13 protein-coding genes are annotated in these 14,631 nt (G+C 46.4%); 4 read left to right on the plus strand and 9 right to left on the minus strand.

All coding sequences use genetic code 11. The features are described 5' to 3' along the window. Positions 1 to 65: 65 nt before the first annotated feature. The 4 genes from V7Q13_RS13805 to V7Q13_RS13820 all read left to right on the plus strand — a co-directional run bounded on the left by V7Q13_RS13805 (position 66) and on the right by V7Q13_RS13820 (position 5,832). A complete protein-coding gene (locus V7Q13_RS13805; RefSeq protein WP_333801256.1) occupies positions 66 to 2,198 on the plus strand; it encodes an elongation factor G in 2,133 nt (710 codons plus the stop codon). Between the two features lie 96 nt (positions 2,199 to 2,294). After that, positions 2,295 to 2,792 carry a hypothetical protein gene (locus tag V7Q13_RS13810; RefSeq protein ID WP_333801257.1) on the plus strand — a complete coding sequence of 166 codons (498 nt, stop codon included), beginning with the start codon at positions 2,295 to 2,297 and terminating at the stop codon, positions 2,790 to 2,792. Between the two features lie 76 nt (positions 2,793 to 2,868). Next, entirely contained in the window at positions 2,869 to 4,518 is a 1,650-nt protein-coding gene (locus tag V7Q13_RS13815; protein ID WP_333801258.1) for an AMP-binding protein, read from the plus strand. Positions 4,519 to 4,647: 129 nt separating this feature from the next. Then, positions 4,648 to 5,832, plus strand: a complete 1,185-nt coding sequence (locus tag V7Q13_RS13820) for an acetyl-CoA C-acyltransferase (RefSeq protein ID WP_333801259.1) — start codon at positions 4,648 to 4,650, stop codon at positions 5,830 to 5,832. Positions 5,833 to 6,021: 189 nt separating this feature from the next. Here V7Q13_RS13820 and V7Q13_RS13825 read toward each other — a convergent pair whose 3' ends face one another. The 9 genes from V7Q13_RS13825 to hisD form a co-directional block, all read right to left on the minus strand. Beyond that, positions 6,022 to 7,434, minus strand: coding sequence for an MATE family efflux transporter (locus V7Q13_RS13825; protein ID WP_333801260.1), 1,413 nt, complete (start codon positions 7,432 to 7,434; stop codon positions 6,022 to 6,024). A 243-nt stretch (positions 7,435 to 7,677) separates the two neighbouring features. After that, entirely contained in the window at positions 7,678 to 8,277 is a 600-nt protein-coding gene (hisIE, locus tag V7Q13_RS13830; protein WP_333801261.1) for a bifunctional phosphoribosyl-AMP cyclohydrolase/phosphoribosyl-ATP diphosphatase HisIE, read from the minus strand. Then, complete coding sequence (locus V7Q13_RS13835; RefSeq protein ID WP_157479336.1) at positions 8,274 to 8,435, minus strand: hypothetical protein; 162 nt, start codon at positions 8,433 to 8,435, stop codon at positions 8,274 to 8,276. Before V7Q13_RS13835 ends, hisIE begins: the two co-directional genes overlap by 4 nt. Beyond that, complete coding sequence (hisF, locus tag V7Q13_RS13840) at positions 8,432 to 9,316, minus strand: imidazole glycerol phosphate synthase subunit HisF (RefSeq protein WP_333801262.1); 885 nt, start codon at positions 9,314 to 9,316, stop codon at positions 8,432 to 8,434. The genes V7Q13_RS13835 and hisF overlap by 4 nt, the downstream gene beginning before the upstream one ends. Positions 9,317 to 9,378: 62 nt before the next feature. Further along, positions 9,379 to 10,188: a 1-(5-phosphoribosyl)-5-[(5-phosphoribosylamino)methylideneamino]imidazole-4-carboxamide isomerase gene (gene hisA, locus V7Q13_RS13845; RefSeq protein ID WP_333801263.1), complete on the minus strand. Its 810-nt coding sequence runs from the start codon at positions 10,186 to 10,188 to the stop codon at positions 9,379 to 9,381. Positions 10,189 to 10,291: 103 nt separating this feature from the next. After that, complete coding sequence (gene hisH / locus V7Q13_RS13850) at positions 10,292 to 10,894, minus strand: imidazole glycerol phosphate synthase subunit HisH (protein ID WP_333801264.1); 603 nt, start codon at positions 10,892 to 10,894, stop codon at positions 10,292 to 10,294. A gap of 94 nt (positions 10,895 to 10,988) precedes the next feature. Further along, positions 10,989 to 12,134 carry a bifunctional histidinol-phosphatase/imidazoleglycerol-phosphate dehydratase HisB gene (hisB, locus tag V7Q13_RS13855; protein WP_333801265.1) on the minus strand — a complete coding sequence of 382 codons (1,146 nt, stop codon included), beginning with the start codon at positions 12,132 to 12,134 and terminating at the stop codon, positions 10,989 to 10,991. Next, the gene (gene hisC, locus V7Q13_RS13860) at positions 12,127 to 13,209 is read right to left on the minus strand and encodes a histidinol-phosphate transaminase (RefSeq protein ID WP_333801266.1); all 1,083 of its coding nucleotides are present in this window, start codon (positions 13,207 to 13,209) and stop codon (positions 12,127 to 12,129) included. The genes hisB and hisC overlap by 8 nt, the downstream gene beginning before the upstream one ends. A gap of 128 nt (positions 13,210 to 13,337) precedes the next feature. Beyond that, positions 13,338 to 14,549 (minus strand): histidinol dehydrogenase, encoded by a 1,212-nt coding sequence (gene hisD / locus V7Q13_RS13865; protein ID WP_333801267.1) that lies wholly within the window; start codon positions 14,547 to 14,549, stop codon positions 13,338 to 13,340. Positions 14,550 to 14,631: the final 82 nt, after the last annotated feature.

The following is a 14,631-nucleotide window of genomic DNA, read 5'->3' on the forward strand; positions in this document are numbered from 1 at the left end:
AATTATTGCCGTGGCCGAACCTGTTTTGGCTACACGGTTTTTTTCACCATTTACATACTTACGTTATGGCAACTTTTGATACTGCTCACGTAAAAAACATTGCGCTGCTTGGCCATGCCGGCAGCGGCAAAACAACATTAGCCGAAGACATGCTTTTTGAAGCTGGTTTGATTAACCGCCGTGGTACGGTGCGAGAAGGAACCACCGTTAGCGATTATCATGAACTCGAAAAAGAAAGAGGCAACTCTATCTTTTCTTCCCTACTGCACACTACCTGGCGTGGTTACAAAATAAATATTATAGATACACCGGGGTATGATGACTTTGTAGGCGAAGTAATAAGTGCACTCCGGGTAGCCGATACCGGCGTAATGCTGCTGAACGCCACTGCCGGTGTAGAAGTAGGCACCGATATTATTTGGGACTATACCGAAGAGTTTAAAACGCCCATGATTTTTGCGGTAAATAAACTGGATCATGAAAATGCCGATTACAATAAAACCGTAACCGAAGCTAAGGCTCACTTTGGCAGCAAAGTGGTGCAGGTGCAATATCCGCTCAATGCCGGTACAGGTTTCAACCAAATTATTGACGTGCTCAACATGGTAATGTATGAGTACGGAAAAGATGGTGGCAAACCAGAGAAAAAACCCATCCCCGACAGTGAAAAAGCAACCGCAGATGAACTGCACCGTGAACTGGTAGAAGCCGTAGCCAGCAACGATGAAAGCCTGATGGAAAAATATTTTGAGTTGGGCGAATTGAACGAAGACGACATGAAAGCCGGCATGCACAAAGCCATGATTAATCATGACATTTTCCCGCTGTTTTGTGTAAGTGCAGAAAAGAATATGGGCAGCGGCCGCATCATGGGTTTTATTGACAATGTGTGCCCCAGTGCCAATGAAATGCCTGCCCAAAAAACACAAGCCGGCACCGAACTTACTTGCGATGCCAGTGGCCACGCCTGCATTTTTGTTTTCAAAACCATCAGCGAACCTCACGTAGGCGAACTGTCTTTATTCAAAGTGTACAGCGGCACTATTAAAACCGGCATGGAACTGGTGAATGAAACGACCGGCGCTTCCGAAAAAATGAACCAGCTGCTGTTGCTCGAAGGCCAAAACAGGATTAACGTAAACGAATTGGTGGCAGGCGATATTGGTGCTACTATGAAACTGAAGAATACGCATGTCAACAACACCTTGCACGAAAAAGGCAAGAATATTGAGCTGCATCCCATTGAGTTTCCGACCAGCAATTTAACTGTGGCTGTAGAAAGCACCCGCAAAGGCGAAGAAGAAAAACTGAGCCAGGCTTTGCATACGCTGATTGAAGAAGATGCGACTATTAAAGTAGTAGTATCGCAAGAGCTGAAACAAACACTGCTGCATTGCCAGGGCGAACTGCACCTGCAGGTAATTAAATGGAAACTCGAACACATTCATAAGCTCGAAGTTGCTTTCCATAAGCCCCGTATTCCTTACCGCGAAACCATTCGCAAAAAAGCGGAAGCCATGTTCCGCCACAAAAAACAAAGTGGTGGTGCCGGACAGTTTGCTGAAGTGCATTTGCGCATTGAACCCTGGTATGAAGGCATGCCTGACCCCGAAGCGTTGAACGTTCGTGGCCGTGAAGAACATCCGTTGGAATGGGGTGGCAAACTGGTGTACTACAATTGCATTGTTGGTGGTGCCATTGATGCCCGTTTCTTACCCAGCATTTTAAAAGGTGTAATGGAAAAAATGGTGGAAGGCCCTTTGACCGGCTCGTATGTACGAGATGTGCGGGTGAGTGTATTTGATGGCAAAATGCACCCGGTAGATAGTAACGATATCTCATTCAAACTCGCTGGCCTCAAGGCTTTCAAAGATGCATTCGGCCAGGCCGATCCGCAAATACTGGAACCCATTTACAATGTGGAAGTGCTTTGTCCATCTGACCTGACCGGTGCTGTAATGGGCGACCTGCAAACACGCCGTGCTTTTGTAGAAGGCATCGATACCGAAGGTCATTTCCAGAAAATAGTAGCAAAAGTACCACTGGCAGAAATGGCGGATTACTCATCTTCACTGCGCAGCATTACGCAGGGCCGTGCTAAGTTCAGACTGCATTTTCATGAGTATGCACCTGTGCCATACGACCTGCAGAAAAAACTGCATGAAGACTACACCAAAACAGCGAAGGAAGAAGAATAATTTTTGTTTACAACAACAAATCACATGGCCGGCACAAAATGTGCCGGCCATTTTTTATCAGGTTTTGATAACACTCCAGCCGCCTACATTTGTGCTATGAGTGTTCAGAAAACTTTTCTTTCATTTTTGCTGCTTTTCGTTGCTCATGCTGGATGGGCACAAGCCATTCAATTCGATAAGTTGCGCTTACCTGTTGTACCTGCAGGATGGAGCAATCAAACAACTACGCAAGGGCTGGTGTACGACAATTATAATGTGAGAGGAAGTACCCGTTTTGTGGTAACTATCTTAAAAGGACAACCCTTTACCGGTAAGCAAGATTCGGCCTTTGCCTACAGTTGGAAAAAATGGATGCAGACAAGCGACACAGCCATGGTACCAAAATTCAGAAAGTCGTACAACGCAGCATCAGCACCCATGGCTACGGGAGGCATAGAAACAACCGGTGAATTTGGAAAAGGATTTTACCAACTCAGCATTTACCAGTGTAATGGTTATTTGCAAGCCATTGGCGTTTATACAATCTCCCAGAAAATTTACCGGGCCGAATTTTACGATTGGAACACCTACCTGATGGATGTGCAATGTTTATAGATCATACGCATTTTGTCCGTCTGTCTTATTCACGTATTTTGTAATGTCTACTTTTTAAATCAATAAAAACATTGCTATGCCTGTAAGCACTCCTGTACAGCAATTACTGCATTGGGCCAATACCGCTCCTACTGATTGCTTCTTGCGCCAACCTGTTAACGGGCAATGGCAAACCATCAGCTATGCCACAGCAGCAGACCACTGCAAACGCATGGCACAAGCCTTGCGCAGCATGGGCATACAACCCGGCGATAAAGTAGCACTGCTGAGTAAAAACTGTGCAGAATGGATTATGGCCGACATTGCCATGATGATGGCCGGTGTGGTAAGTGTACCCATTTATCCAACGCTTACAGCAGGCAGTATTGAAAGCATTGTGATACATAGCGAATCGAAAGCCATATTTGCCGGCAAGCTGGATCAGTTTCAAAAACAACGCTCAGGTATTCCTGCAAATGTCCGCATTATTGGCAATAACAGCTATAACAGCAATGGCGATGTGCAATGGGAAGATTTGATTGCATCACATACACCTATTGATGAAGTATATGCATGGAACCCTTCTGACACACTCACCATTATTTATACATCCGGCACAACAGGTGCCCCCAAAGGAGTAATGCACTCACTGCATGCTATCGATACGGTTATTCATCGTGCCACTGCAGATATACCGTTGCCTGCCCGCCCAAAACTTTTTTCTTACTTGCCACTCAGCCATATTGCAGAACGCATGGGCATTGAATTAAATGCATTGTACAACGGTGGCTGTGTTTCTTTTGCTGAGTCGTTAGATTCATTTGCAGAAAACCTGGCCGATACACAACCTGATATCTTTTTTGCTGTGCCCCGTATCTGGATCAAATTCCGAGAAAAGATTTTGCAAAAACTACCACAGAAAAAGCTCAATCTGTTGCTGTCAATCCCAATTGTCAACAGCTTGATTCGCAAAAAAATAAAAACCAGTTTGGGGTTATCAACCGCAAAGTTTATTGTAAGCGCTGCTGCGCCACTATCCAAAGAAGTACAAGAATGGTACGGAAAGCTGGGCATTGATATTTGCCAGGCGTATGGCATGACAGAAGACTGTGTGTATGCGCATTTCAACCGCCCCGGCCGAAACAAATTTGGCACCGTAGGCTTACCGTTGCAAGGTTTGAAAGTGAAGTTCTCAGAAGAGAAAGAAATAAGGGTAAAAAGCGAAGGCAATATGCAGGGCTATTACAAAGAGCCCGCCATGACAGCCGACATGTTTGATGAAGAAGGCTACCTGAAAACCGGCGACATTGGCGAACTGGATGCTGATGGTTACCTCATGATTACAGGACGTGTAAAAGATCAGTTTAAAACGGATAAAGGCAAATACATTGCGCCTGCTCCTATTGAAACGAGCATGCTCACCAATCATCATTTGGAACAAGTATGCGTGGTAGGTACAGGTATACCCCAGCCCATTGCATTGGTTACCTTGTCCGACTCTGGTAAAATGCAACAGCAAGATGCGCTGTATGCACAACTGGAAGCCGACATGCAAGTACTCAATAAAACGCTGGAAAAACACGAACGCATTGAAAAAATTGTGATTCTCGAAAAAAGCTGGACAGTTGAAAATGGTTTGTTGACGCCTTCATTAAAAGTGAAGCGCAATGAGCTGGAAAAAATTTATCTGCCCCACTACCCCATGTGGTACAGCAAGCCCACTACCATAGTACGAGACAACGGATAACCAATCGTTATTAGTACGCTGTTTTAGAACACTCACCAGCCACGAAAGTGCATTCGCCTAACTGTGCAGTTACAAGCTATAGCAGCAGCGATAAGTCTTTACCTTTGCCGCCTAAATTGATTGTTTGCCATGAATGAAGTGTACATCATTTCCGCAGTAAGAACGCCCATGGGCAGCTTCGGCGGATCACTGAAAGATTTGTCGGCCACACAGCTCGGTGCCATTGCCATCAAAGGTGCATTGGAAAAAGCCGGTGTAGCTCCTGAAGCCGTAAACGACGTATTGATGGGTTGTGTAATACAAGCCAACCTTGGTCAGGCGCCTGCCCGCCAGGCGGCTAAGTTTGCCGGCTTGCCCAACGAAGTAAATTGTACCACCGTAAATAAAGTGTGTGCCAGTGGCATGAAAGCCATAGCACAAGCGGCACAAAGCATTCTGCTGGGCGATGCCGATATTGTAGTGGCAGGTGGTATGGAAAGCATGAGCAATGTGCCTTACTATGCGCCCAACATGCGCTGGGGTAATAAGTACGGCAATGTGCAATTACTCGATGGTTTGGCCAAAGACGGCCTGACGGATGTGTACGATGGACAAGCCATGGGTATTGCAGCAGAGCTCTGCGCCAGCTCTTGTGGCATTAGCCGCGAAGATCAGGATGCCTTTGCTATTGAAAGCTACAAACGCAGCCAGGCAGCCTGGGAAGCGGACAAGTTTGCCAATGAAATTGTACCAGTACAAATTCCGCAGCGTAAAGGCGAGCCCGTTATCATTGCCAAAGACGAAGAACCTTTCAATGTGAAGTTTGATAAAATCCCTTCACTCAATCCCGCCTTTAAAAAAGATGGTACAGTAACAGCAGCCAACGCCAGCACCATGAATGACGGTGCTGCAGCCTTGGTTCTCATGAGCAAGAGCAAAGCCGATGCGCTGGGCCTGAAGCCCATTGCCAAAGTAATTGGTTACGCCGATGCAGAACAGGCACCTGAATGGTTTACTACAACGCCTGCACTGGCTGTACCAAAAGCTGTTGCCAAAGCAGGACTGACCATGCAAGACATCAGCTACTGGGAAGTGAACGAAGCCTTTAGCGTAGTGAGCATTGAAAACAGCAAACGCATGCAGCTCGACCCTGCCAAAGTAAATGTGCATGGTGGCGCTGTTTCATTGGGTCACCCGCTGGGTTGCAGTGGTGCCCGCATTATTGTAACGCTCATTAATGTGCTGCAGCAAAACGGTGCCCGCTATGGCGCAGCCGGTATTTGCAACGGCGGCGGTGGCGCCAGCGCCATGGTGATTGAAGCCATGCCGCAGTAATTTGTCCGCAAAATTTCTTTATTAAAAAAGCAACGCTTCTCTATTGGTGAAGCGTTGCTTTTTTAATTGCTGTTGGATGAATCAATATTGGTCAGGCGAGCAACGATGGCTGTAATGCTCATCAAATTTTCACCGCCAATGTTGGTCGCTGACCAACATTGAAAGCCGAACAGCAGGGTCGTTCTCTCATCAAATTTTCACCGCTTTCCATTTGCCTTTGGTAAACAACCACATGGCCACAACAGCAATGAGTGACTCTGCAGAAACGATGGCTACAAACACACCCGTTGGTCCCATCTTCCAAGAAATACTAAGCACATACGCCAATGGAATTTGAATGCCCCAAAAGAAAATGAGGTTGATAATGGTGGGTGTTTTTGTATCGCCGGCGCCGTTAAATGCATTCATCATGACCATGCTGATTCCATAAAGCACATAGCCCAAACTCACAATGCGCAAGGCTTCTACCGCCACAGGCCGAATGGCCACATCATCATTGAGCAATTGCACCAGCCATTCACCCATAAAGAAAAAAAGCAAGGTAACACCCAGCATAAACAACACGTTGTATTTGGCCGTAAGCCATACACTTTTGGCGGCACGTTCGGCATTGCCTGCACCCAAATTTTGGCCTACCAATGTAGCGGCGGCATTGCTAAGTCCCCAGGCAGGCAAAATGAAAAACACAATCAACCGGATGGCTACACCATAGCCAGCCGTAGCATCTTCGCCAAACTGTGCTACGAGCCGGGCCAAAAAAATCCAACTGGCAGAACCAATCAAAAACTGCAAAGTGCCATTGCCGGCCACTTTTGCCAGCGATGCCAGTACAGATTTGTCGGGCAAGAAATCACTCCACTTCAGGTGTATCACACCATGACTGTATTTGAGTTTGTACAACTGATAGAGCACACCCATGGTACGGCCAATAGTGGTAGCCAATGCTGCCCCCGTAAGGCCAAACGCTGGCACAATGCCCCAGCCCTGAATAAGTAACGGACACAGCATGATGTTGCAGATATTAGCTATCCACAAACTTTTCATGGCAATGGATGCATCGCCAGCACCTCGAAAAATGCCGTTGATTAAAAACAGCATCATAATCACCAGATTGCCGCCCAACATGATGCGCATATACGGTGTACCCATTCGTATCACTTCTGCAGAGCCACCCATTAAACGCAACAATGTAGGTGCCATCGTAACGCCTACAATACTGATGAGCACTGATACCAACAAGCCCAACAGCATAGATTGTGCCCCCGCTTTGGCAGCTGCTGCAGCATTTTTTTCGCCAATGCGCCGGGCTACCATGGCTGTAGCAGCCATACTTAAACCAATGCCCACTGAGTATACAATGGTGATGATAGATTCAGTAAGTACCACCGTAGAAATGGCCACCGAGCCGAGCTTTCCGACAAAGAATACATCCACCAGCGCAAACACCGATTCGAGACTCAGTTCCAAAATCATGGGTACGGCCAACAGAAAAATGGCTTTGCGAATACTACCGGTGGTAAAGTCCTGTCCTTCGCTGGACAATGACAAACGGATATAATAAAAAATACGATGAAAGAATCGTGTGATGTTCGTCAACGACATACATAAAAAAGTAAGGTGATAAAATAGAATGAGGGAAAGACGAAGCAGCGAATGCTTCGGTGTAAACTGCCTTACTTTCCCGGCGTAAGGCCGGCACTTAAAAAATCATATGCGTTGGAAATTGTGCAGCGAAGAAAGCAAAAGTTGCTGACCTGTGCAATACAAGTGGATGAGCGGTGGATAGCCAATAAAAACGGGCACCACCTGCGTAGTACCCGTTTTCTATAAACATAACATGGTTGTCTATTTGTGTCTGCCCCGCAGCACGTTCACCACATCAGTGAGGCTATAGCCTTTTGCCTGCAGCAACACGATGTAGTGAAACATCAGATCAGCAGCTTCGCCCAAGAACAATTCTTCGTTGTCATCTTTCGCTTCTATCACCAGTTCTACAGCTTCTTCTCCTAACTTTTGCGCCACTTTGTTGATGCCTTTGGCAAACAAACTGGCGGTATATGATTTCTCTGTCGGGTTGTTTTTTCTGCCGGCAATAACCGACTCGAGGTACCACAAAAAATCAGCCGGATTGTTTTGATTCACTTCATTGAAACAAGTATCAGCACCCGTGTGGCAGGTGGGGCCAATGGGCTGTGCTCTTACCAGCAGTGTATCATTATCGCAGTCTACAGTAATGCTTTTCAGCAGCAAATAGTTTTCGCTGGTTTCGCCCTTCGTCCACAAGCGTTGCTTGCTACGGCTGTAAAAAGTAACCTTGCCGGTAGCATGGGTTATATCCACCGCTTCCTGGTTCATAAAGCCCAGCATCAATACCTTATTCGTCACTGCATCCTGCACCACTGCAGGCACCAATCCATCTGCGTATTTAGAAAAATCGATTGTCATTGTTTCTCTTTTTGTTGTTTGAGCATTTCCTGAAATTCCTGCATGGCTTTGGCTGCTTCGGCACGGTCTTTATCCAATCGCTTTTTTTCAATTTTGTAACTAAAGCGAATGACCATGATGCCCAGCAGCATGGAGCCTAAAAGAATCAGCCAAATCATAAGCGAACAGGTATTTGTTGGGTAGCAAGATATTGTTTCAATTCGGGAACAGGAATTTCACCGTAGTGAAAGATACTGGCGGCAAGGCCTGCATCGGCTCCGGCTTCCGTAAACACATCTACAAAATGTTGTTTCTGCCCCGCACCACCGCTGGCTATCACCGGAATATCTACGGCTTGCACCACAGCTTTGGTAATGGGCAAATCGAAACCGGTTTTGGCACCATCGGTGTTCATGCTGGTGAGTAAAATTTCACCGGCACCACGGCTGTACACTTCTTTCACCCAGGGAACAGTTTTTAATTCCGTGGCTTTTCTGCCGCCATGTGTATGCACATAATGATGCGCTTCAACTGGATATTTTGTATAGTCCAGCGTTGGCTCGCCGGCTTCATTAAGCAAGCGGGTATCCACTGCCACTACCACAAATTGCGAACCAAATTCCAACGCTAGTTCATCTACCAATTCGGGACGTTTCACTGCAGAGGAGTTGATAGACACCTTATCAGCTCCGGCTTCCAGCAATCGGCTGGCATCGGCCACACTACTTATGCCCCCACCTACGGTAAATGGAATATTCAAATGTTTTGCAATTTGCAACACCAGCTCCGCAAAAGTTTTACGGCCTTCGTTGGTCGCAGTAATGTCGAGAAATACGAGCTCATCGGCACCATCACGTGCATACTGTTGTGCAAGTTCTATGGGATCGCCAGCGTCCCGTATGTTCACAAAGTTGACGCCCTTCACAGTACGGCCATCCTTAATGTCGAGGCAAGGAATGATGCGTTTGGTGAGGCCGGAACCACCAAACGCAGACCCTCCAAACCTCCCTAATGGGAGACTTGATAAAAGTTGCTGTTCCTGACTATTTACATTACTCATACTTGTTGCTTTTCATTTTCAATCAGCAGGCCATTGTTAATCTGGCGAAATAATGCGGAATCTTATAAGCCTCCCTTTAGGGAGGTTTGGAGGGTTTCCAATCGTATCGTTCCTTCATAAATGGCTTTACCTACGATAGCACCATGCAATCCTGCCGCTTGTAATTCATGCAGGTCTTCCAGCTTGCTTACACCACCACTGGCTATCAGCGTAATGCCCGGACATTGCTGTAATATTTGCTGATACAACGCTGTTGATGGTCCTTCCATCATGCCATCTTTGGCAATGTCAGTACAGAAAAACTGTTCCAATCCAACAGATGTCAATGCATTGATAAAATCATACACCAATACATCGGTTTGCTCCAGCCATCCATGAACCGCCAATCGTTCATTGTTGACATCGGCACCCATAAAAAACTTATCTGCACCAAACTCTGCGACCAAATTAAGGAACAGCTCTCTGCGTTTTACAGCGAGGCTACCAATGGTAACCAATGCAGCACCGGCATTCAACACAGCTTGTACATCGTCCTTTGTTTTTACACCGCCGCCGAAATCAATGCTCAGAGAAGTATTCGCTGCCAGCAACTCCAACACTTTCCAGTTCTGCACGGCGCCAGCTTTGGCACCATCCAAATCTACCAGATGCAACCGCTTGATACCTGCCGCTTCAAACTGCTTTGCTACTTCCAGCGGGTTTTCGTTGTATACTTTTTTTTGTGTGTAATCGCCCTGCGATAAGCGTACACATTTGCCGTCGATTAAATCGATGGCGGGGATGATAAAATCCCCCCCCTGAAACCCTCCTAAATCCTCCCTAAAGGGAGGACTTGCAGACGGCTGATTATGTTGATTGTTTTTGTAATCCATTATTTCATTTTTTGACTCTTCGCTTTTAAAATATTGAATGCACTTTCAATTTTAGCCAGCGAGAAGTCTCCCTTTAGGGAGCCTGCCTGTTGGCAGACAGGATTTAGAGGGTTAAAAAATTCTTCAAAATCTGCTCTCCTACTACTGCACTTTTTTCTGTGTGAAACTGCACACCGAAAAAATTATCCTTTTGCAAAGCGGCACTAAAGGGCAATGCATAGTTACAAGCTGCAATAGTATGGCTGCTGATTTCGGCGTAGTAGCTATGCACAAAATACATGAAGGCATTTTCATCCACGCCTTTCATGATGGGAGATTGCAAATTGTACAAACTGTTCCAACCCATGTGTGGCGTTTTGATGCGCTGGCCATCATCATCGGTAGCAGGAAATTTACGCACCACAATATCAAACATGCCGAGGCATTTCGTATCACCCTCTTCGCTGTGGCGGCACATGAGTTGCATACCCAGGCAAATACCTAAAAATGGTTGTGTTAATGACAACATCAGCTGATCCAAACCACGCTCCTGCAAATAAGGCATGGCACTATTGGCAGCACCCACACCCGGAAAAATAACGTGACTGGATTGACGAATCAATTCATGATCATCTGTTACGGTTGCTGCTACGCCCAGTCGCTCTAAAGCAAATAATACCGAACGGATATTACCTGCATTGTATTTGATGATGGCTACAGTTTTCAAGTTTTTGGTTTGTTGTTTTTAGTTGTTGGTTAGAAGCTGTTTGAGATTTTCACGGTCTTCGTTTCAACGAAACTTCAACTTGTGTACGCTGGAACTACAAAACACCTTTAGTCGACGGCAGAAATAATTTCGACGCATCCCGCTTTACTGCCATTTTAATGGCTTTGGCAAAGGCTTTAAAAATGCCTTCAATCTTGTGATGTTCGTTGGTGCCAGTAGCCCGGATTATCAGATTGCTTTTGCTGGCATCGCTAAAGGATTTGAAGAAATGGAAAAACATTTCTGTAGGCATCTCTCCAATTTTCTCCCGTTTAAATTCCGCTTCCCACACAATCCAGTTGCGGCCACCAAAGTCGATGCTCACCTGTGCTTCGCAATCGTCCATGGGCAGGCAAAAACCATAACGCTCCATGCCTCGTTTATCCGCCAATCCTTTGGCAAAAGCTTCGCCCAAGGCAATGCCGGTATCTTCAATCGTGTGGTGTTCATCAATGTGCAAATCGCCATCTACTTTCACCGTTACATCAATATTGCCGTGTCGGGCAATCTGATCGAGCATGTGATCGAAGAAGCCTAAACCGGTGTGTACATTGGCTTTGCCGGTACCATCAAGATTAAGGTCAATCGATATTTGGGTTTCGTTGGTATTGCGCTGATGCGATACCACCCGCAAGCCCAGTTTCAAAAATTCGTAAATGCGTTTCCATGAAACGTCTTCCAGCGCAACGGTTGTTTCCCGCAGTTCCGCCACGTTCATGCTTGTATCATTCAAGCCAAGATTAGGATCTGCATTCATCCAAATGGCTTTGCAACCAAGGTTCTTGGCCAGTTGTACATCGGTGATGCGATCGCCTATCACAAATGAATGCTCGATATCATAAAACTCGGCATTCAGGTATTCAGTCAACATACCCGTTGCCGGCTTGCGGGTAGGTTTGTTTTCATGCGGAAAACTCCGGTCGATGTGTACCGCATCAAAATGAATGTTTTCATTTTCGAGGCTCTTCATCACAAAGTTTTGCACGGGCCAGAAAGTATCTTCCGGAAAAGCATCCGTACCCAAACCATCCTGATTGGTCACCATCACCAACTTATAGTCCAACTCCTCCGCAATTTTGCGCAGATAGGCAAACATGTCGGGATAGAAAGTCAGTTTCTCAAAACTATCCAGTTGATACGTTGGTGGTGCTTCGTTGATCAATGTACCATCCCTGTCAATAAATAATATTCGCTTAGCCATTGTCGGTTGCTTTTTCAAATTTGAGTTGACCAATGTAACTACCCAGCGCATCTACCAGTGCTGTGTTTTCTTGTTCGGTGCCTACGGTAATGCGCAAGCCACCTTCGCACAAGGTAACCTTGCTACGGTTACGTACCACGATGCCTTCATTCAGCAGGTAGTTATAAACGTCATCGGCATTTTGCATTTTCACTAGCAAAAAGTTGGCATCGCTGGGATATATTTTTTCTACAATCGGCATTTGATTGAACACTTCTTCCAAAGCATACCGCATGTCCACAATCATCATAATCATGTCGTTTACCTGATCGGTATTCTCCAATGCCTGCAACACAATTTCCTGTGTGTGCTGCCCAATGTTGTACGGTGGTTTTACTTTGTTGATGATGTTGATGATGGCTTCACTCGCAAACATCATCCCCAACCGCAAGCCGGCTAAACCCCATGCTTTACTAAGGGTTTGCATCACCACCAGATTTGGATAGTCTGTCAGTTCTTTTAAGTAAGAGCGTTGCCGCGAAAAATTAATGTAGGCTTCATCCACCACTACCAAACCGTTGAAATTGTTGAGTACCGTTTCGATGTCTTCGCGGTTGAGGCTGTTGCCCGTAGGATTGTTGGGCGAACAAATCCAGATGATTTTCGTGTTGGCATCCGCCAGTTGTTCAATATGTGCCAGGTTAAGTTGAAAGTCATCGAGCAGTGGTGCTTTGCGAACCTCCACATCGTTGATATTGGCACTCACTTCATACATGCCATAAGTGGGCGGGCAAATGATCACGTTGTCTTTGGCGGGATTACAAAACGCCCGATACAACAAGTCGATACACTCATCGCTGCCATTGCCCAAAAACATGTTTTGCGGCGGCACTGTTTTTATCTCACTCAACTTCTCCTTTACCTTCAACTGCAAGGGATCGGGGTAGCGGTTGTACCACTTCATGAGTGGCGAGCCGAGGCTGTTTTCGTTGGCATCGAGATACACTTTCGCTTCGCCTTTGAATTCATCTCTGGCGGAAGAATACGGCGTCAGCTTTTTAATGTTTTCTCTTACGAGATTGTTGATATCGAACATGATGATGAACCCTCCAAACCTCCCTAAAGGGAGACTTTAAACAGTAAACTATTGTTGGTTTGTTGTCATTACTAAAAACAAATTCCTAATTCCTTTCTACTTTGTACATCGTACTTCAAACTTCTCACTTACAATCTTACTCTCACTGCATTGGCATGTGCTTCAAGCCCTTCGGCTTCTGCCATGGCAATAACGGTTGGCGCAATGGTTTTCAAACCTTCGGGCGTCAATTGCTGGTACGTTATCTTTTTCACGAAGCTATCTATACTAACACCGCTGTACATGCGGGCATAACCATTGGTAGGCAGTGTGTGGTTGGTACCACTGGCATAATCGCCCACACTCTCCGGCGACAAATGCCCTATGAATACCGAACCGGCATTGATTACCTGCTCTGCAATAGCCGTTGCATTGTTCATGCTAATGATGAGGTGTTCCGCAGCATACTCATTTACCAAGGCCAACATGTCTTCGATGTTTGCTAACACAACAGCAGTACTGTTTTCCAGTGCCGCGGCCGCCATGGCATTGCGGGGCAAACGGCTGAGTTGTGCAGCGAGTTCTTCTTGCAATGCCTGCATGTTGAAATCGGGAGTGGCTACCAGCAGCACCTGCGAATCTGCACCATGTTCGGCCTGACTCAATAAGTCTGCTGCCACGTACTTTGGATTGGCACTCTCATCAGCCATAACACATACTTCGCTGGGGCCGGCCGGCATATCAATGGGAATGCCTGCTTGCTGTGCCAGCATTTTGGCGGCCGTTACATACTGATTGCCGGGGCCAAATATTTTACTGACAGCAGGAATGCTTTCTGTGCCGTAGGTCATAGCGGCAACGGCTTGTGCACCGCCTGCTTTGAAGATTTGCGAAACACCCGCTACCTGTGCACTGTACAACACTGCGGGATGGACGGTACCATCTTTTTGTGGTGGAGTACACAACACAATTTCTTTACAACCCGCCAGCTGCGCCGGCACGGCCAGCATGAGCACGGTAGAAAACAAAGGTGCTGTACCACCGGGAACATAAATACCTACCCGTTCTATTCCCAACGACTTGCGCCAACAGCGTACACCCGGCATTGTTTCTACTACTTCGGCAGGGGCAAGTTGCTTGCTGTGAAAGAAGCGAATATTGGCAGCAGCCTGCTCAATAGCGGCTTTGAGTTCGTTGCTCAACATGCCAGCGGCTTGTGCTTTTTCTATGTCAGACACGGCAATGTGCTGCAGTTCCACGCCATCAAACTGTGTGGTAAAACGCAGCAATGCCGCATCGCCTTCCTGCTGTACGGCTTGCATCACCGGTTGCACTCTGGCATAGATCTCAGAGAGATTCATGACGGGGCGTTTGATGAGACTGGCCCATGAAGATTTATCAGGTTGTATTAGCGTTCTCATAGTTTCAAGTTACCCTCTATAT

Origin of the sequence: Phnomibacter sp. (assembly GCF_036803085.1) — a bacterium.
Classification (GTDB): Bacteria; Bacteroidota; Bacteroidia; order Chitinophagales; family Chitinophagaceae; genus Phnomibacter.

Bases quoted from the DNA above. Each gene is read 5' to 3' on its own strand.
- hisA (WP_333801263.1), bottom strand. From the start codon at position 10,188: ATGGATTACAAAAACAATCAACATAATCAGCCGTCTGCAAGTCCTCCC.
- V7Q13_RS13815 (WP_333801258.1), top strand. From the start codon at position 2,869: ATGCCTGTAAGCACTCCTGTACAGCAATTACTGCATTGGGCCAATACC.
- V7Q13_RS13805 (WP_333801256.1), top strand. From the start codon at position 66: ATGGCAACTTTTGATACTGCTCACGTAAAAAACATTGCGCTGCTTGGC.
- hisF (WP_333801262.1), bottom strand. From the start codon at position 9,316: ATGAGTAATGTAAATAGTCAGGAACAGCAACTTTTATCAAGTCTCCCA.
- hisC (WP_333801266.1), bottom strand. From the start codon at position 13,209: ATGTTCGATATCAACAATCTCGTAAGAGAAAACATTAAAAAGCTGACG.
- V7Q13_RS13820 (WP_333801259.1), top strand. From the start codon at position 4,648: ATGAATGAAGTGTACATCATTTCCGCAGTAAGAACGCCCATGGGCAGC.
- hisIE (WP_333801261.1), bottom strand. From the start codon at position 8,277: ATGACAATCGATTTTTCTAAATACGCAGATGGATTGGTGCCTGCAGTG.
- V7Q13_RS13825 (WP_333801260.1), bottom strand. From the start codon at position 7,434: ATGTCGTTGACGAACATCACACGATTCTTTCATCGTATTTTTTATTAT.
- V7Q13_RS13835 (WP_157479336.1), bottom strand. From the start codon at position 8,435: ATGATTTGGCTGATTCTTTTAGGCTCCATGCTGCTGGGCATCATGGTC.
- V7Q13_RS13810 (WP_333801257.1), top strand. From the start codon at position 2,295: ATGAGTGTTCAGAAAACTTTTCTTTCATTTTTGCTGCTTTTCGTTGCT.
- hisB (WP_333801265.1), bottom strand. From the start codon at position 12,134: ATGGCTAAGCGAATATTATTTATTGACAGGGATGGTACATTGATCAAC.
- hisD (WP_333801267.1), bottom strand. From the start codon at position 14,549: ATGAATCTCTCTGAGATCTATGCCAGAGTGCAACCGGTGATGCAAGCC.